Below are 17723 nucleotides of genomic sequence, written 5' to 3'. Positions count from 1 at the left end.
CTGGTCGACAACGCATGAGAGGCAACGCGCCGATCGAGCCGTCCTTGGGATGGACCTATTTGTCGCGCGCAGCGCTGGCTCGCGCCAAGGCGCAGATGGATGAAGAATCCACAGGTGTGCGCGACGAGATCGGTTTCCTGACGATCCATCAGCGATATGCAGACCGCTTCTTCCCGGGCACCTCGGTGCTTCACACCCGCGCCCGGTATGCAATTTTCGTCCCCTGGCTGTTCGAGGATTTAGCCGGCCTGATAGGACCGGCCGCCGCGCGGGCGTTGCGCGAGCGTGAAAGGGAGCTGGCTGGCCGGTTAAAGAACGCGGGCGAATCCCAGGTGATCGGAGGGCGTGTTTTTCCCAAAGCTTCAAGTCAGCCGCCGTCTACCGTTTATTGGAACGCGCTGGCGGTTTGGGGGATTCTACGGTCGCGTGCCGACGGGCGAACGATCTCCCGGTCACAAGCTCATCGGCAGCTGAAGGGTGCCGGCGCAGCGATTGATGACGATGGCCAGCCGCTCCTGAGTCCCGAGCCGCCATTCCTTGCGCTTCCCGAACGGCCGGGTAGCTGGCGAAGCGGCCCCATCACGCTACGGCTGACCTCTAAAGAGGCATCGTTCCTGCGCGAACACCTCGGCCAGCTGCGTCCCATTGGTGGGAAAGAACTTTCCTTGCTCTCCAGGCTGGTGCGGGCAGAGATAGGCGCGCCCTCTGGAATGTGGGCCGCTGAGACGCGGGCGCTGGCTGGCCCAGACCAGTTCGCGCTTGGCCGGGCCGAGCAGGTCGCAAGTCTCGCCGGTATAGGCCGAGCGGTCTATGACGCACTGCTGGAACATACACTTGAGGCGGTTGACAGGCGCGAGATGTCGACGCGCCATCGCAACCATCTCACAGCGATCGCCAGGGAAGTCGGTCCTGTTGCGGCGAATCTCGATGTCAAGGGGCTTGAGGGCGATATCGGGGCGTTGCCGGTCAAACTGCGGGCTGTCGTCTTAGCCACGAAGGACTGGATAGCCTCAAAGACACAAGATCCCGTTCCGCTCCTTGACATTTACACAGCGGCGGAAGCTCGCAAGGGGCCGCGGGCACGCCTGGCGCCGACGCCCAATGGTCGTGCCAGACGTCTGGAGTGGTCCAGCGATGAACATGGTCTTGCAACTCCACTCCATTACAGATGGTCGCAGGTCAGCACGCTTCTCAACGACCTGGTGGATGCAGAATGAGCGCTGCCGTCGATAACTGGCCGGCGCTGTCGTTCCTCGAGGCTCTTCGCCCCGGTCCTGATGAACATATCGAGCTGGCGCTTTTGGCCTCCTATTCCGCTGATCTGACCTCCATTGGCGCCACTTTGCTTGCCCTGGCAGGCAAGGACAGCGATGCGGGTCGTGGCAGTCCGAGCGATCTTGCCGACGCGGTCGAACGGCTCCGTGGCAAGATGCGCATCGTTATCCAGCGTGGCCGCCTGGCAAAGATGCGCCGAACGCCGCGCATCGCCGCCGTGCTTGACCAATTCGTGCGTGAGGTCGATTTCGACGAGGCGAAGCATAGCTGGCATCCCAAAGCCGCCCTGGTGCGCACACGAAACAACAAACACGAGGTCGGCTGGCGGCTGTGGATCGGAAGCCGCAATCTTACCGAATGCGTCAACCGCGATATGGGTCTGCTGCTGGTCTCGGGCCGAGACGGCGCAAAGCCGATAAGTGGGTCTGGCGATCTCGCACGTGCTCTGGCCGAGCGCGCGGCGCTCAATGGCATTCGTCCGGCGTCCTTGGCGTCGGCAGTCTCGAAGATCGCTTGGCGCGCACCGCCCGGCGTGACAGTTGAGCGGATCCGCTGGTCGACCGGGTCCGGCGCCCTGCCGCTACCGGTTCCGCCGGTCAATGCCGATGAGGTCGTGGTTGTCAGCCCGTTTATCGACAAGAGCTTCTTGGCCAGCCAGACGCCAAAGGAGAAGAAACCGCCGCGGCGTGTGCTGTTGACGACCATGCGCGAGATCGAGCGGCTAGGCCCCTCGCTCATCGCATTTGACGAGCTTCTGGCCCTCGACGCACCGGACTATCCGGCCGGCGATCCCGAACCGGAGGCGCCGCAGTCTCACGGCACAGCAGAACCCACGGCGGAAGACGACGAAGAGGAAGAGATCGGTCTTGGCCTACATGCTAAGCTCTTGTTCGTGCGTGTGGGACGCGACCGGACCTTGTGGGTTGGAAGCGCCAACGCCACCAATCGCGCTTGGTCGGGTCGCAATGTGGAGGTGATGGCCGAACTGCGGGTCACCGAGGCAGTCGAAAAAGGGCTCAAGGCGCTCACCAACTCAGCAAGGCTCGTTAGCGCGCCGGAAAAAGAATATGAGCCGGATGCCGCCGTGGTGGAGGAGGAGGCCCTCGAACGCGCCCGCGCGCAGGTGGCTGCGCGATGGGCCGCCACGCTCAGTTTCGATGGCGACGAGGCCCGCCTGCAGCACATCTCTGATATCCATCCCGACGGTCCTCATCCGGAGGAAGTCGACTTCGTGCTCGAGGCCGGCTCTCTGCAGGGGCAACTCACGGTGTGGCCGCGGGATTCAACAAGGTTGCAACTTGGAGCCATGCCGCTGTCGGAACGGAGCGAGTTTGTTCGCTTGCGCGTCAGCCGCGGGGAAAAAGGCCTCTCCTGGCTGCAGCGTGCGCCGGTCGATCCACCTTTTGGTGAGGAGCGCGATCGTGCCGCTTTCGTGCGTTTGCTGGGGGCGAGGGGGTTCTTGCTTTGGCTGGCCGGACTGCTGGCCGATGACGGCCGCGACGAGGGAGACTGGACGACCGAAAAGCGAAAAGAGCCGACACTTCCGAGTCAGAAGATCGGACTCGATCCTGGTTTGCCGACGCTGGAAGAGATACTGGCGGCCTGGTCGCGCGACCGGCAAAAGTTTCGTGAGATCGAGCGAAGGGTCTCCGAGTATCTGCCGGCGGTGCGGGAGCAGGCTAAACACGAGGACGCGCAAGCCGGGGAACTGCTTAGGCGTTTCGAAAATCTCTGGAGGAAGCTCAAAGAGGGTCTTGGCGACAAGGGCAAAGGCCGATGAGCGCGTCGCCCAAATCGTTTCAGCAGGCGGCCGTCAAGGCAGCACTATCGAATTTCGCCGACCTAGGCGGACGGCGGCGCTTTCTGGTCGCGGACGAGGTGGGCCTGGGCAAGACCGTTGTCGCCAAGGAGATCGCACGTTCGATGTCGGAGGGTGGCAGGCGGCCGCTCGTCATCTACTATATAGCCAACGGTCACGCCGTATCTCATCAGAACAAGGGACGAGTGGTCGATTTTCTCGAGGAGGACGATCGCGAGGCGGCCATCAACACGCCGGATCGACTGTCCCTGATCGCCGTTTCCCCGCGACCGAGGAACCCCGTATTGATTTATGCGCTGACTCCGGCGACGTCGTTTCCCGGTGCCCGTGCACGCCTCACCGGTGGTCGAAAGGAAGAGCGCGCCTTCCTGCAGGTACTCCTGGCCCGTGCATACCCTGCCTTCGCGGGTGATCTCGATCCGGGCATCTTGCGACTTTCGGTCGGCCGATCGTGGGACTGGCTTGTCGATGACGCGGGAAGGAAGCTGGCCAACGCGCCTCCGGGTTTGGCGCAGCGGTTCAGGGACGCGCTCGCGCTAGAGTTCGGCGATCCGGTCCGCCCCGCGATGGAATTGGCGCTCGACGGCGATCAGGCGCGAAAGATCAAGCCGCTCAAGCCGGCCACTTTCGTAGGCCGTCTGCGCCGGGCGCTGGCGTTGGCGACACTGCGCCATCAACCGCCGGATCTTGTCGTTCTGGACGAATTCCAGCGCTACCAGCACATTCTCGATGAAAAGGATGCCGATCCACTTCTCAAGGCGCTACTTGAGCCTGAAGGGTCGACTCTAACGCCGGCAATCCTGCTCTTGAGCGCTACGCCGTACCGGCTGCTAGGCACGAGATGGGAGGAAGCACGCGGTGCTCTCGCCCAAGTGGAGCTCTTGAAGCTGATTGAGTTCCTCGGTGGCGCGCACGTACGTGAACGCGCAACCAGGTTGTTCTCCGATTTCGGGGACAGGCTGCGCGACATTGCAGCCAACGCCGACGCGAACCATTCGGAGCTGGCGCATTCGGTGGCGGAGGCAGCAAGGCTCAGGAATGAGTTGCGCGGCCTGTTGGTGCCGGTGATGTCGCGCACGGAACGGGACAGTGTGACGACTGCGGATCCGCTCGCAGCGACGAAATTTCTCAACGCCGATCCTTTGCCGGAGGATTTTCGGATCTACCGGCATCTGGTCGACAGCTTTCCTGAACAGATCCGCTATGAAGCGCTGCCCTACTGGTCGTCGGTCCCGCTGCCCGCCCAATCTCTTGGTCCGCGCTACGTAGCCTGGAGGCGAGCAAATATCAGGCCGGCGCCGAACCTGACACGCATGACAAGGGATCGCCGCAACAGACTGGATGCGCCCGCAGCCTGGCCAGATGCCAAGTTTCGCGCGCTCGGCAGAATTGCCCCACCTGAGCTGCTGGCGCTCCCATGGGTTGCTCCATCGCTGCCGTGGTGGCCGCTGCGCGAAGGCTGGAGCGCCCAGGCTTTTGATCCCAAAATCTTGATGTTCAGCCGCTTTCGGGCAACGCCGCCCAGCGTGGCCGCACTTCTCAGCTTTGGGTTGGAAGCGCATCGCCTTCCCGAGCACCGAGGCGGGTATGAGAGGGCCTACAAGCGCCGCCGCTTTAAATTATCCGCCGTCCCCGGGCCCGTCATGGCCGCCTTCCATCCCTCGCCATGGCTGATCCGGCATACAGATCCGCTCGCCAAGGCCGGAGCAACGCTGCGTGCAATTCGCAACAGGGTGAAGCGGCAGATCCTCAAGGCCCTTCCCAAGGGCATCGCTGAGAACGACACGGTCAAAGCTCAGGAGCGCCACAGATCGATTGCGCAGGTGCTGGCTTCGATCGAGCAGGCAGCAGGCATGGCGGAACGATCCGCGGCAGCCTGGGCGAGCGCGATCGGCGTTGATCGCGCTGCACGTTCCGCGATTCGCAAATGGCGACAGGCAAAGCGGATCGACAGCATTTCCGAGCGGGAACTCTCAGATCTCGTTGATTATGCAATCGGGGCGCCAGGTGTCGCACTCGGCCGCGCGTTGCTGCGCCACGACCCGACGATCCTGGATGAAGCACGGTATCCGGAACTGGTTCACCTTAGCTAGAGCTGGCTTGGGGAATCTGGACAGAGCGATAAGTGGATTTTCCGCCTGACAACGGCAACGTGGTTGCCGCGAATCAGGAGAGACCATGACGAAGCGCACGCGCCGGAACCACACACCGGCTTTCAAGGCCAAGGTGGCTTTGACTGCCATCAAGGGCGAAAAGACGCTGGCCGAGTTGGCTCAGCTTTTCGATGTTCACCCGAACCAAATCACAGCCTGGAAGGCGCAACTGCTTGATGGCGCCGCCGGCGTCTTCGGCTCGGGCGTTGCGAGCGCCGAGGCGCCATCGGTGGATTTGAAGGCGCTTCACGCCAAGATCGGAGAGCTGGCGCTGGAGAACGATTTTTTGGAAGGCGCGCTCATCAAGGCCGGCATGCTGAGCGTAAAGCGATGATAGACCGCAACCACGACCTTCCCATCGTCCGTCAGGCCAAGGCTCTGAACATCAGCCGCGCCAGCGTCTACTACAAGCCGCGGCCGGTGTCGGCCGAGGACCTCGCGCTGATGCGCCGCATCGATGAACTGCATCTGGAATACCCGTTCGCGGGCAGCCGGATGTTGCGCGACCTTCTCAACCGCGAGGGCGTCGAGATCGGCCGCCGCCACGTCGCCACGCTGATGAAGCGCATGGGCGTCGAGGCGATCTATCGCCGACCGAACACCTCGAAACCCGCGCCGGGCAACAAAATCTATCCCTATCTCCTGCGCGGACTGAAGGTCGATCGTCCGAACCAGGTCTGGGCGATGGACATCACCTATATCCCGATGGCGCGCGGCTTTGTCTATCTGGCCGCCGTCGTCGACTGGTTCAGCCGGCGCGTGCTCAGCTATCGCGTGTCGATCACGATGGAAGCGGACTTCTGTGTCGGGGCGCTGGAGGAAGCCCTGACAAAATATGGCGCGCCCGGCATTTTCAACACCGATCAGGGTAGCCAGTTCACCAGCGAGCCCTTCACCGACGTTCTGATCGCCAACGAAATCGCGATCAGCATGGATGGTAAGGGCGCATGGCGCGACAATGTCTTCGTCGAGCGCATCTGGAAATCGGTCAAGTATGAAGAAGTCTATCTGCATGCCTACGACAGCGTCGGCGTGGCGCGCGCCTCGCTTGGCCGATATCTGGATTTTTATAATCGACTGCGCCCCCATTCCAGCCTTGACCGGCGCACGCCGGACGAGGCCTACTTCGATCCGACGCACTTCATGGCGGCGGCATGAATTTTCCGCCGCCGGGTGTTGGATGCGACTACGGTCGGGCTATCGCCCTCCCTGCGTCACACCCAACACCCGGCGCAATCGAATGAACGAAACCCGGCGGAACGCCACTTATCATTCGCGGGAAACTGTTCAGACAACCGGAGCCAGCGCTGCTGGCACGGTTTGCGGGCCTATCTCGACAATCCGGTGATCCTGGCGTCGCTACCAGGCGAGACGGCCGTCGAGCAGGTGATGGGGGCGGTCGTTGATGGTGGCTTTGAAAGTGTCCTCGATGAGCATTTCTGGTTGCGGGCACAAAATCTTTATGACGGAGCTGCTGGTCTCGCCAAGGATTTGAAATCCTCGCTGGGGCTGCGCGCCGGCGGTTTCAGCTTTCACGGCATCGGCGGGCAGCCACACAAGATTCCGGTGCGCTGCCACGTTGCCGTGCCTTTTGGCGATGCCGAGGCCGAGCCTCTCGTCAAAGTCAGAGACGGGGTTGCCCAGGCCGCGCCGGTTCGTCCCGACGAGGTTCGCCGCAGCTTCAACACGCCCTTCTGGCCGCACGTGCTGGCGACAACATCCGTGGGTCAGGAGGGCCTAGATTTCCACCCTTGGTGTTCGCGCGTGGTCCATTGGGACCTCTCGTCCAACCCACTTGATCTTGAGCAGCGCGAAGGCCGCATTCAACGCTATGCCGGCCTGGCGATCAGGCGCCAGCTCGCGACCGTGTTGCGCGACAAGGCGTTGAAAGACCTCGAGCAGACCGGCGGTTCACCCTGGCAGAGTTTGCAAAGACAGGCAGACCTCACCGTCGATGCGAGCGGGCTTCGCCCTTGGTGGGTGCTCGACGGCGCCGAAATCAGTCGTCACATTTTTGAGCGCCCGTTTGGCCGCGATGTCGCGCGTTTTCATCAACTTCGCGGGCAACGTATGATCTACCGCTTGGCGCTAGGACAGCCCAACCAGGAAGACTTCATTGACGTACTGGCGCGTGGTGGGGAGGCAGCCCGCAGATTGCTGCGACCACTCGTGCTCGATCTTTCGGCGATGGGATTCCGGCAAATGGTGTTGGCACCGGGAAATGACCCTTTGGTATCATCGGATATTGTCGACATCTTTCCGGCTGCGGCCAAGTGAGACAACCTATCGATTCCTGGGAGCGTGCAGATGGGTCATAATTTGACCGGACCGTACCGGATCAAGGCGGTCAGCCTCTGCGAGCGCCCAACTTTGCCATGCGTCCAGAGCCGAGGCATCGATGTCAGTCAAACCTCCATCGATCGCGCGACGGACGCGCTCAACAAGCGCGCGAATGTCTTCAGCCTGACGCAGCAGCTCCCCGCTGGTCCGCAGGTTTTGCAGGCGCTTTTGGTTGAGTTGAACCTGCCATTCCTGGCGTTGCTTCTCCTTTTCAATCCGTTCCCGCTCTGCACGCTCCTCGGCGTCCCGCAGGCTAAGTCGGAACTTCTTCTCGCCCGCCACGATGATTGCAGCTGTGATCTCAGCGATCTTTGATTCAAGCTTGGTGTCACCGTCATCCTGCCACGAAACCGTATTCTTGCGGTCGAAACCTGGATCGATCCGCAGAGCAAGCGGGGTTGTTGCTGGCAGGTCTGGCGCCGGTCGCAGGTACCCCTGCTGACGCACGGTGCGGTGGCTGCCGAATATTCCTATTTCCAATCCAAGATAGGTGTCGCCGATGGCTGCTCGCGCGTGAATTTCTCCATCGCGCTCGTAGGCATCACCGTCATGGCCGCGCTTGCTGAGCGCCAAAAACAGCGCATTGAAGATTTTCAGCCGCCGCTCGCCCAGTGGATTGTCAAACTTTGGTTCGTCAAAGGTCCACTCGCGTCCTGCATTTTTGTCGCGCCGACGCTGCTCCTGCTTGAGCATTTGAACGAGCCCTTTGTGGGGCCTGTCCAACGTCTGCGGGACAGACACTTTGCCAATCGCCTTCAACTCTTGTGTGTGGAGTTCGTCGAGGTCTTCTGGAACCAGAGCCGATGCAAATGGCCCATTGGATGGAAGTGGGGCCGCAATTGTCAGAACCTTTTTGAAGCGGGCGTCGACACTTGCTCGGCCCAATTCACCGGGGCGCCGCGGTGGCGCCTTGGGTAGTGCTGGCACCTTCTTTCCGGCTCGGATTTTGTTCCAATATCCCTGCGGCGGCGACGCAATTCCACATCGCGTCAGCAGCTTCTTCAGCCCGACGTCGGACAGTTCAAGCTTCGCTGCCAGGTCCCGCATCGGTGCAGACCAGGCGAACGCAATCAAATCCTCAGGCAACACAAGAATGTCTTTCTGCCACACGTTGGCGTACCTCCATTTTGTTCAGCCGGGCTGCTTTTGGCACGCCTTCGCAGTGTCGATATGACAGGCTGGCCAGTGCCATCTAAGGTCAAATCTGGCAACTCCAACGTGCCCCAGATCGTGCCAAGGGTCGCGCTTACGTCATCAAGGCAGCTGCAGATCGGCTGCAGCTGAAGCAGCGCTCTCTGTGAGCATCAGAGGGACGCTCTAGAAGCGATTTGCTTCCTTTCGTTGTTCCTCGCGCAACGGGGGGCAGCCGGACATTGCGGCGTGGCAGAGCGAGGTTTGGGGCTATCGAGCGTGGGCCACGAAATACGACCGAAGACCGATGGCGAGATAAAAGGCCGCGAGGTGCGGGCTGTGGCGGTCGTGTTATTCCAATAGGTTATTCCCAATTTTCGCGAGGTGCGGGTTTTCCCTGCACCTCCCAAGATCGTTGGTTTTCGTTCTTCGTCCGTAGCTTAGTGCGATGTGTGGCCGCCCGGCTGGCCTTTGCGGGGGCTGGGGCCGGGAAAGGAGGGCGTGGTCAGAGATTGTTCTTGAGGTGGCCGCTCGTCGTTAGATAACGAGCGGTTGGGTAGACTACATTAGCAGCTCGCCGACCTAGCCTGAGGTGGCCCGCGATCGGCGAACTGCCCGCAGGGGCGTCACTCCGGCCCGTGGAGCCGACGTCGCCAGCGCCGGCCGTAGGATGGCGGCCGAGCGCAGGGCTTGTCGGCTGGCGCCATCCTCCGCATTGCGGTGCATAGGCTTCACGCCCAGTGGGAGCGAGCCAGTCGCGACACGTCCGCCCTCAAATCCAAGCTTCCGTCGGAGTGTTCGTCGGGCACGGCATCCTATCCGAGATGCAGGCGCAACGCATCGCCCAGCCGCACTGGCTCTCGACTGCTTGGGTCTGTTGATCCTGACACGAATGCGCAAACCGTCGTGTTACGCTTTGATGGTTTTACGCCGCTGGCGTGATGGCCAGCAAAGCGAATGGGAGAGGTTGCCATGCCTAGGATCAACCGCCGCGCCTTGCTCCTCCACTCCGGCAGCGCAGTCGTCGCCTCGTCGATGACGGCAACGGCGCTCGGTGCAGAGCCGCCGAGCCGAGACCAAGAACTGTCCAATAGTCTTCGAGCGCTGATTGAGGCGCACAAGACAGCCTATGCTGAGTTCGGCAAAGCCCTGCACGAGATAGACGGTGGCAGCGGCGACTCCGCCAGAGCCAGTCGGGAAGAGGAGAGGGCGCTCGAGGCGTGCGGTGAGCTCGACCTTGCAGAGCATATGCAGGCTCTGCTTCACTCAACGATGTGGAGGGCATGAGACCCACCGCTGTGTTGCGGGTTAGCCTCCATCAGATCGTCCGCAAATCGCTGGCTGATGTCTTTCAATTGCCCGCATTGAACGGGCTTCGTTCTCAGACCAGAACGCCGGTGCGCGCACCTAGTCGGTCATTGGCGCCAGCGTCGCGGTCTCCCCGGCGGCCGATCATCGCGACGATGGCATAGGAGATCTACTTTGCAATTTTCGCTTTTTGGGGGCGGTCGTCTGGGTGGATCCAACCTGCCGGCGGCGCGTACTCGGCCGGCCTGACAACGGCCTTCTTGCCCTCTGCAGTCACCAGCCCCGGGAAGAGCGCTAGGTCCAGCATATCCGTCGTGATCTTGATCTGCGTCCGGTTATAAGCGAGATCCTTCAGCTGTGTGTTGCGGTCCCGGTTAGGCGGTGCAACGATGATGATCCGCTTGTCGGGGAATCGTTTAGCCATGGACTTCATCGTTGCCGCCTGGTCGGTGTCGCCGGTGACAAGAAAGGCCACGTCAAACAGGTTGTCGATCGCATCGTCATAGAGCGCCATCGCGACGTTGATGTCCGTCTCTTTCTCGCGTGGTGCGTACCAGCCTTTTTGGCATTTGTTACAGTGGCAGTACTCCGAACCCTCGTGACCCATGCGGATCTCGACGTTTACGTTTCGAAGCGCGTCCATATAGAACCGGTGCCGCGCAGACTTGCCGGTATCTCCCTTGAACGTGGCCGTGCAAAACACAACCTTCTCAATGGTGTCTGCGTGTCCTCGCCGGAAAATCTCCGCCAACCGCCACAAATTCAGCCATTTCAAATAGGGCTGGTTGAGCTCATCGAGCCCGTGGTAAAGGTTGAACCCATCTACATAAGCAGCGCCTCTCAACGGCGTGACTCCTTGACATTCATGCCGTCTTGCTGTAGTTACGGCATGCAACGCTGCATGGTGCGCCCAGCAGCTCCCCCGTAGACGACAGTCTGCGGGGTTTTCTTTTTCAGCTCCGATTCATCGCGAATCTTGCTTTGGGTCCTACCAACGAGCAGAAGGATCCGTTTTCAGGCTAGAACTTTCCGGACCACAGGGAGGTCGGACTGTTACTCACGCTTTTCGTCGAGTAGGAGTCTGTAAGGTGTTGCGTTACACATAACGTAAACGCTATGCTCAGTCTATGGCTAAAAAATCATTTCCTCTGCATCCTGGGCAATACGTTCGGGAAAATGTCCTAGATCGCCGCGGGGTGAACGTCACTGAGGCCGCGAAGCTGATCGGCATCAGCCGCCCTGGTGTGTCCAACTTCCTGAACGGAAAAGTTTCGGCGACGCCTGATATGGCGACGCGCATCGAACGGGCTTTTGGTGTTCCAGCGAAGAAGATCCTCGATTTACAAAGCGCATACGATGCTCATGCAGGCAAGGCGGCAGGCACGGCGCAAAACGCGCGCGCGTATGTGACGCCATTCCTGAATGTGCAGGCGAACGATCTTGTGAATTGGTTCACGACAACCATCCAGGCCCGCACGAAGCTTTCCGTCTTGCTGCGCACGCTGGTCCATTCGACGGGACACGATCTTGAGAAGGTCGATTTCCCCGGCAACGATGATGCGGAGCGTCCCGGTTGGGATGGCTTTGTTGAGGCTGGCTCGGGTACTCCGTGGATTCCGGCTGGCACGTCGGGCTGGGAATTTGGCGTCACCGCGGACATCAATGATAAGGCCAACGGCGATTTCGCAAAAAGCGTTAAGGCGACCAAGAAAGCCGATCGCGACGACATTACCTTCGTTTTCGTCACGCCGCGCCGTTGGACCGGCAAGACTGCATGGATTGCGGCTATGAGAGCGAAGAAACTCTGGAGGGACGTCCGTGCCTACGATGCCAGCGACCTAGAACAGTGGATGGAGCAGTCGCTTGCGGCGCAGACATGGTTTGCGAACCAGACGGCCCGGCCCTCAAGTGGTGTGCGAACGCTGGATCGATGCTGGATTGATTGGGCTAACGTTACAGACCCTGCACTTCATCCCTCGCTGTTCAGTACAGCCAACAAGGTTTGGGGTGACAGGATTAAAGGATTCGCAGCGGCAGACCGTTCCGAGCCCCTTGTGATTGTCGCCGACTCTGTCGAAGAAGCGCTCGCTTTCCTCAGTCAGGTTCTGGCCGAGCCAGAGCTGGAACTACACAGGGACCGTGTGCTCGTCTTTGATGAACCTGGGGTTCTTCCAAAGTTTGCCCAAGGCACCGTCGATTTCATTGCGGTTGCGCACACGCGCGAAGTCGAACGCGAGTTTGGACCTTACAGTTCAGTGTTGCGTACCATTGTTGTCTATCCGCGCAACGCCACCAACTCTGAACCTGACATCGTGCTAGAGCCGCTTGGCTACGATGCCTTCAACAAGGCCCTCGAGGCGATGGGTAAGGGGCGTGATGACTTGACCTCACTCGCCGAGGCATCGGGCCGCTCGCTAACTGTTCTGCGCCGTCAGCTTTCGACAATCCCGGCGATCCGCACACCTGTGTGGGCCAGGGATCACGAGACTTCGTCAGGCCTCGTCCCGCTGGTGCTGGTTGGCGCATGGGATGCCCAGAACGAGGCAGACCAGACAGCGCTGTCACTGCTTGCAGGCGACATTCCTTTTGAGCATCTCGAAAAGCGCGTCCAGGAGTTTGCACAGCTGAACGACGCGCCTGTGTGGTCGATAGGGGGCTATCGCGGTGTCATCTCTAAGATCGACTCCCTTTTCGCGATTGCGGGTGCGTTTACCAAAGCAGATCTCAATCGCTTTCTTGACACTGCGCGCATGGTGCTTGGCGAAGACGATCCTGCACTTGACCTTCCAGAAAAAGACCGCTGGGCAGCATCAATGCACGGCAGGAAACGCGAGTTTTCGGGCGCAGTGCGCGAAGGTATCTCCGAGACGCTCGTCTTGCTCGCCGTGCACGGCAAGAACCTGTTTGGCAAGCGCCTAGGGTTCGATGGCGATCTCGCTGCCGCTAAGCTGATCCGAGATCTTCTCGACCCAATCTCCACACGCAAGCTCGAAGCCAATGATCGCGACCTTCCGCTTTATGCCGAGGCGGCGCCGGATGCGTTTCTTGACATCATCGAACGTGATCTGCGTGCTGCGCACCCCGAGACATTGGGCCTCCTCCGCCCAGCAGACACTGGTCACTTCGGCTCGTCCACTCCGCGCACCGGTCTGCTTTGGGCTCTGGAGGGACTGGCATGGAGCCCTGCAACCTTCTCACGTGTCGTGAAGACTTTGGGTCGGCTGTCAGAAGTCGAAATCAACGACAAACTGGGCGAACAAGCCTATCAACTCGCTCGGCTCGATCTTCCGCGCGTGGATGCCGCAGACCGCAGCCGATCATGACGCGCGGCTCAAAGCTATTCGCCTCTTGCTTGAAAAGCATCCTGCGGTGGGCTGGCAAATCGCCCTTCAGCAGTTTGGTGACTATGGTAGCCGGGTTGGCGACTATAGCCATAAGCCCAAATGGCGGTCCGATGGCTATGGCTTTGGTGAGCCTTTCAAGACATGGGGTCCAATCAACGCCTTCGTGCTTGAAATGGTAGAACTCGCTCTAAGCAGGCCATCCTACACGGTGGAGATGCTCTGCGATCTAATCGGTAGACTTCATGCGCTTGGACCTGATTTCCAGGACCGGGTCTGGGATATCATCGACGAGTGGCGCAAGAGCGGCGCCAACGATGACGAAATTGCCAAGGTTCGCGAAAAATTACGGGTGACAGTGCTCTCGCGGCGCGGCCGTAAGAAAGCTGACGAGAAAGGACACGCAAGTCTTTCCAAAACCGCGAAGGCGATCTACGACGCGATGCGTCCGACAGATGTTGTAAATCAGCACGAATGGCTTTTCCGTCAGGACTGGATCGACGAGTCGGCCGACGAGTTCGCCGAAGAAGAAATCGACTTTGAGGCGCGAGAGAAACGCGTCGAGAAGCTTCGTATCGAAGCACTGACGGCAGTCGCCCAGGAGCGTGGCCTCGATGGTGTGTTTGATCTGGCGACTAAAGGCAGTTCGCAGCGTCGGATCGGCGCGTATCTGGCGAACGGCATCCTCAAGAAGATCAGCTCCAGGACCTCGTTTTGCGGTCCCTACGTCCGCCCCTCGGGCGAAACCGGCAGGGACAGTATCGCGGCAGGGGCAATGTGGGCCATGGACACGGATCGCCGTGAGGCCCTGTACACGACCTTACGCCCAATCCTCACAGAAGAAGAGGCTCTTCGCCTCCTACTTCTATCTCCCTACCGGATGACAACCTGGGACTTGTGGATCAGCTGTCGACGGAGGCGCGCGCTACCTATTGGCGCGATGTTGTGCCTCAGTACGCATTTGACGCGCCGGACGAGAACAACGAAAGCGTGCGCCGTCTTCTCCAAGCCAAGAGACCCCGCGCTGCCTTTGCGGCCGTGCACTTCAAGCTAGACGAGATTCGCCCGCCTCTTCTCATCCAAATCCTGTCGGGCATGGTGCAGGAAGGGAACGATAGGCCCGGGGAATACCAACTGCGTGACTACGACATTCAGCGGGCCTTCCAACTGCTTGACCCGCAACCCGGATATTTCGATCGAGGAGAAAGCCGGGTTGGAGTTCGCCTACATCGATGTGCTCGCCCGAACGTTCCGTGGCGGCGACGGTCATCAAATACCGAATCTTGAACGCTACGTAGAGGACCATCCTGACCTATTCGTCCAGGCGGTCGCCTGGGCATACAAGCGCAAGGATCGCGGTGAAGATCCTCTCGAATACCGCACTGGGGAAGGTCGCGAGCATCTCGCGACCCGTGGCTATCGTCTGCTCGAAGCGCTTGAACGAATTCCCGGACAAGGCAACGCTACTGAAAAAGAACAGCGCGAAAAGCTCAGTGAATGGTTTTCTACTGTGCGCAAAGCGTGCGCCGAGCTCGACCGTACCGATATAGCCGATGTCTGCCTTGGCAAACTTTTCTCAGGCGCACCAACGGGAAAGGATGAAGTGTGGCCGAACGAAGTGGTTCGCGACGTAATGGAAGACCTTCAGTCGGAGTCTCTTTCAAACGGGGCGCACACCGGTCTCTACAATGCGCGGCGGCGTCACTGGCGTGGCGAAGGCGGTGGGCAGGAGCGCGAGCTTGCGGACAAATATCGCAGGTGGGCGGACGCGTTGCAGTTCACGCATCCCTTCGTATCTTCCTCGCTGTTGATGTCGATGGTTAAGACCTATGAGCGGAGGCCGATCAGCAGGACACAGAAGCGGGCATTCGCCGCCGCCTTCGTCACTGAAGGTCTTCCACTTATTCTTAGCAGGTGGGGTCTGTAGCCGCTGGGCCGAAAACAAAACGGTTTGACGAGCGTTCCCCCACTCGGAAGGGGCTCCGTCCCGTAATGTTGGCAAGGTCACCGAACCAAGCGAATTGAAAACCTCTCGGCGTCATTTGCCGTGTTTACGAGGCAAATACCGTACGCCTGGGCCATTTCCGGCGTCTGGCATGAATTCGATCCCCTCTGCTTCGATGTGGCCCTGATCGTCGCAAGGGTTGAGTCTTTTAGGTCTTCGCCTCGCTCAAAACGGGCGACGGTATCAGGTGAGACCCCTGCCTTGCGAGCCAGGTCTCTTGTTCCCCAACCCAGCGCTACGCGCGCCATTCTACACTGGATTATGTTCATTTCGTAACATTGAATACGATTCTTGTTGATCCGGTGCGCTTAATGGATTTATCGTACCCCTGATACGATAATGGTGGCTGGCGGGGCGGTTGCTGAGGGAAGAGCAACCTGCCTTTACAGCCTGACCGTAACCCAAGAGCAGTTGAGAACTCGGATCATGGCTGATTCCGACAATAGCACGACTTGCCTTTCGTCACGCGCAGGAAGGTGCTTGCGGGAACGGCAATCGCAATGGCGGCGACACAGGCTAATCGTTTGCTCGCAGCGAGTTGGAGGGTGATGACGCCATTGATCCTGCGGTGGCGGTGTGGAAACGATGGCAGGCGGCTTGGGAGGAGACTGACGGCTTTGCAATCAGCAGCAGCGGTTGGAGAGGGTACTTATCGAGACCGTTGGTTTCCCTTGCACGACAGTGAAGTTGTCCGACGGCGGGAACGTGACCGTTCCGCGGGAGGAAGCCCGGCGACATCTTCAACTTCGGCTTCGGACACCAGCCCGCAGATCGTCGAAGCCTTCAAGGGCGGCTGGGTGCAGCTGACGGCTGACCAGCAGCCTTTCCTGCAGGGCTATCTGCCGATCCTCAGCCTCTGCCAGCAGGTGGTACTGGGTCTGGCGCCAATGAATGTCGACACCGGCGCCGGCTTCGTCACACCTGAGAATTACGAGATCGTCGCCGAGCTGGCCAAGCAGGCGCTACGCTGACCTCCCAAGCCGTCGGCCGGGATTGAGCCCGGCCGACGGAGCCGACCGGCGACAAGCCGGCAAGAGACAATCAAGCGAGGATACGATGGCCGAACGCATCATCGAACTGCGCGACATCAGCAAGTCCTATGGCCCACGTCTATGCCTTGGGTGGGGTCAATCTCAGCGTCGACCGCGGCGAGGTGGTCGGCCTCATCGGCGACAACGGCGCCGGGCAAGTCGACGCTGATCAAGATCCTGTCGGGCGTGGTCAAGCCGACCAGCGGCGAGATTCTCATCCGCGGCAAACCGGTGACCGGATGGAGTGCGGCGCGCGCTCGCGCGACGCCGGGCATCAGAGACGGTGTTCCAGGACCGGGCGCTGGCCGTACAGCAGACAATCGTGCGCAACATCTTCATGGGCCGCGAGCTCACCGGCTTTCTCGGCTGGCTGAAGGTCAACAAGGAGATCGAGGAGGCGAGCCGGCTGAATGCGCGAGATCGGCTTCACCTCGAAAGTGTTCACGCCGCAGTCGATCGTCGGCCAGCTGTCGGGCGGGCGAACGCCAGGGCGTGGCGATCGCGCGGGCCATCTACAAGCAGGCGGAGCTGATCATCCTAGACGAACCGACGACGGCGCTGTCGCTGACCGAGACCGCCAAGGTCTTCCATTTCGTGCGCAGGTGCGGGCGAGCCGGCCGTCTCGATCCTGTTCATTCGGCCACAACATCCATCATGTCTTCGACAATCGCCGATCGCTTCGTGGTGCTGGACCGCGGCAAGGTCGCGCTCTCGGCCGATGCGGCGCGAGGTCAAGTCGGCCGAAGACCTCATCAACTTCATGGAAGATGTCGCGCATCCCGGCGGATTGCCCGGGCTGCACGAGGCCGCGAAACGGAGCAGCGAGCGCGATGAGCAAGACCATGGAACCCGATCTCGATAGCTCGGCGGGCATGGGTGGGGCAGCTCGGAAAGAGTGGAAACACCCGTCCGATCACTAGGCTGCGCGGCTTTGTCCTCGACAACCGGGCGGCACTCGGCAACGCTCGCCGTGTTCATCGTCATGATGGCGGTGTTCATGATCGCCAACCCGACCGTACTTCACCACCTGGATCTCTACAGCTCGGTGCTGACCACGCTGCCGGTGGCGCTGTTCGTGGTGGTGCGTGCGGTCTTTGTCGTCACCTGCGGCGAGATCGACCTGTCGTTTCCAGCGACGATGGGTTTTGCTTCCTGGGTCCTTCGCGCTGGTCGGCAGGCCGGCTACGATCCGTTCCTGGGCATTGCCGCGGCACTCGTCACCGGCATGCTGCTCGGTTCCTGGTCGGCTCGCTGGTCGTCTATGCGGGCTGTCGTCGCTGATCGCCACGCTCGGCATGAATGTCCTGCTGCGCGGCCTGA

Annotated in this window: 14 protein-coding genes and 2 pseudogenes; 12 read left to right on the top strand and 4 right to left on the bottom strand. The window is 60.5% G+C overall.

Annotated elements, in window-relative coordinates; all coding sequences use genetic code 11:
* Window positions 1-44 precede the first annotated feature (44 nt).
* The 5 genes from ACFSQT_RS35815 to ACFSQT_RS35795 all read left to right on the top strand — a co-directional run bounded on the left by ACFSQT_RS35815 (window position 45) and on the right by ACFSQT_RS35795 (window position 7524).
* Window positions 45-1217, top strand: coding sequence for a DUF6361 family protein (locus ACFSQT_RS35815; RefSeq protein WP_379026756.1), 1173 nt, complete (start codon window positions 45-47; stop codon window positions 1215-1217).
* Window positions 1214-3055: a phospholipase D family protein gene (locus tag ACFSQT_RS35810; protein ID WP_379026755.1), complete on the top strand. Its 1842-nt coding sequence runs from the start codon at window positions 1214-1216 to the stop codon at window positions 3053-3055. Before ACFSQT_RS35815 ends, ACFSQT_RS35810 begins: the two co-directional genes overlap by 4 nt.
* On the top strand, window positions 3052-5187 hold the full coding sequence (locus ACFSQT_RS35805) for a DEAD/DEAH box helicase family protein (protein ID WP_379026754.1): 2136 nt from the start codon (window positions 3052-3054) through the stop codon (window positions 5185-5187). Before ACFSQT_RS35810 ends, ACFSQT_RS35805 begins: the two co-directional genes overlap by 4 nt.
* Before the next feature lie 85 nt (window positions 5188-5272).
* Window positions 5273-6405 (top strand): IS3 family transposase gene (locus ACFSQT_RS35800; RefSeq protein WP_379018563.1). Its coding sequence is split into 2 segments (ribosomal slippage): window positions 5273-5537 and window positions 5537-6405, totalling 1134 coding nucleotides; the frame shifts between segments, so codons are not numbered across the junction.
* A gap of 162 nt (window positions 6406-6567) precedes the next feature.
* A complete protein-coding gene (locus ACFSQT_RS35795) occupies window positions 6568-7524 on the top strand; it encodes a helicase-related protein (RefSeq protein ID WP_379026753.1) in 957 nt (318 codons plus the stop codon).
* 6 nt (window positions 7525-7530) lie between these two features.
* On the opposite strand, the gene ACFSQT_RS35790 is transcribed toward ACFSQT_RS35795, so the two are convergent.
* Window positions 7531-8697, bottom strand: coding sequence for a hypothetical protein (locus tag ACFSQT_RS35790; RefSeq protein WP_379026752.1), 1167 nt, complete (start codon window positions 8695-8697; stop codon window positions 7531-7533).
* Window positions 8698-9690: 993 nt separating this feature from the next.
* Here ACFSQT_RS35790 and ACFSQT_RS35785 point away from each other — a divergent pair.
* Window positions 9691-10005, top strand: coding sequence for a hypothetical protein (locus ACFSQT_RS35785; RefSeq protein ID WP_379026751.1), 315 nt, complete (start codon window positions 9691-9693; stop codon window positions 10003-10005).
* Window positions 10006-10195: 190 nt separating this feature from the next.
* Here the strand turns inward: ACFSQT_RS35785 and ACFSQT_RS35780 are convergent, their stop codons facing one another.
* On the bottom strand, window positions 10196-10870 hold the full coding sequence (locus tag ACFSQT_RS35780) for an NYN domain-containing protein (RefSeq protein WP_379026750.1): 675 nt from the start codon (window positions 10868-10870) through the stop codon (window positions 10196-10198).
* Window positions 10871-11153: 283 nt separating this feature from the next.
* Here ACFSQT_RS35780 and ACFSQT_RS35775 point away from each other — a divergent pair, with 283 nt between their 5' ends.
* The 3 genes from ACFSQT_RS35775 to ACFSQT_RS35765 all read left to right on the top strand — a co-directional run bounded on the left by ACFSQT_RS35775 (window position 11154) and on the right by ACFSQT_RS35765 (window position 15294).
* Window positions 11154-13349, top strand: coding sequence for a HigA family addiction module antitoxin (locus ACFSQT_RS35775; RefSeq protein ID WP_379026749.1), 2196 nt, complete (start codon window positions 11154-11156; stop codon window positions 13347-13349).
* On the top strand, window positions 13324-14421 hold the full coding sequence (locus ACFSQT_RS35770) for a hypothetical protein (protein ID WP_379026748.1): 1098 nt from the start codon (window positions 13324-13326) through the stop codon (window positions 14419-14421). Before ACFSQT_RS35775 ends, ACFSQT_RS35770 begins: the two co-directional genes overlap by 26 nt.
* 84 nt (window positions 14422-14505) lie before the next feature.
* A complete protein-coding gene (locus ACFSQT_RS35765; RefSeq protein WP_379026747.1) occupies window positions 14506-15294 on the top strand; it encodes a hypothetical protein in 789 nt (262 codons plus the stop codon).
* Between the two features lie 77 nt (window positions 15295-15371).
* On the opposite strand, the gene ACFSQT_RS35760 is transcribed toward ACFSQT_RS35765, so the two are convergent.
* Window positions 15372-15620, bottom strand: a complete 249-nt coding sequence (locus tag ACFSQT_RS35760; RefSeq protein WP_379026746.1) for a helix-turn-helix domain-containing protein — start codon at window positions 15618-15620, stop codon at window positions 15372-15374.
* A gap of 470 nt (window positions 15621-16090) precedes the next feature.
* Between ACFSQT_RS35760 and ACFSQT_RS35755 the strand changes: the two are divergent.
* Window positions 16091-16343 (top strand): annotated as a pseudogene (locus ACFSQT_RS35755) (substrate-binding domain-containing protein); the annotation flags it as partial.
* A gap of 116 nt (window positions 16344-16459) precedes the next feature.
* On the opposite strand, the gene ACFSQT_RS35750 reads toward ACFSQT_RS35755, so the two are convergent.
* On the bottom strand, window positions 16460-16678 hold the full coding sequence (locus ACFSQT_RS35750) for a hypothetical protein (protein WP_379026794.1): 219 nt from the start codon (window positions 16676-16678) through the stop codon (window positions 16460-16462).
* On the opposite strand from ACFSQT_RS35750, the gene ACFSQT_RS35745 reads away from it, so the two are divergent.
* The gene (locus ACFSQT_RS35745; RefSeq protein ID WP_379026745.1) at window positions 16590-17237 is read left to right on the top strand and encodes an ATP-binding cassette domain-containing protein; all 648 of its coding nucleotides are present in this window, start codon (window positions 16590-16592) and stop codon (window positions 17235-17237) included. The genes ACFSQT_RS35750 and ACFSQT_RS35745 overlap by 89 nt on opposite strands.
* Window positions 17238-17334: 97 nt before the next feature.
* Window positions 17335-17723: pseudogene (locus tag ACFSQT_RS35740) on the top strand (hypothetical protein); the annotation flags it as partial.

This window comes from Mesorhizobium calcicola (assembly GCF_042682105.1).
In the GTDB taxonomy this organism is placed as follows: Bacteria; Pseudomonadota; Alphaproteobacteria; order Rhizobiales; family Rhizobiaceae; genus Mesorhizobium; species Mesorhizobium calcicola.
The sequence above is the reverse complement of the archived record's forward strand: the minus strand, read 5'-3'. Positions and strand labels throughout refer to the sequence as shown.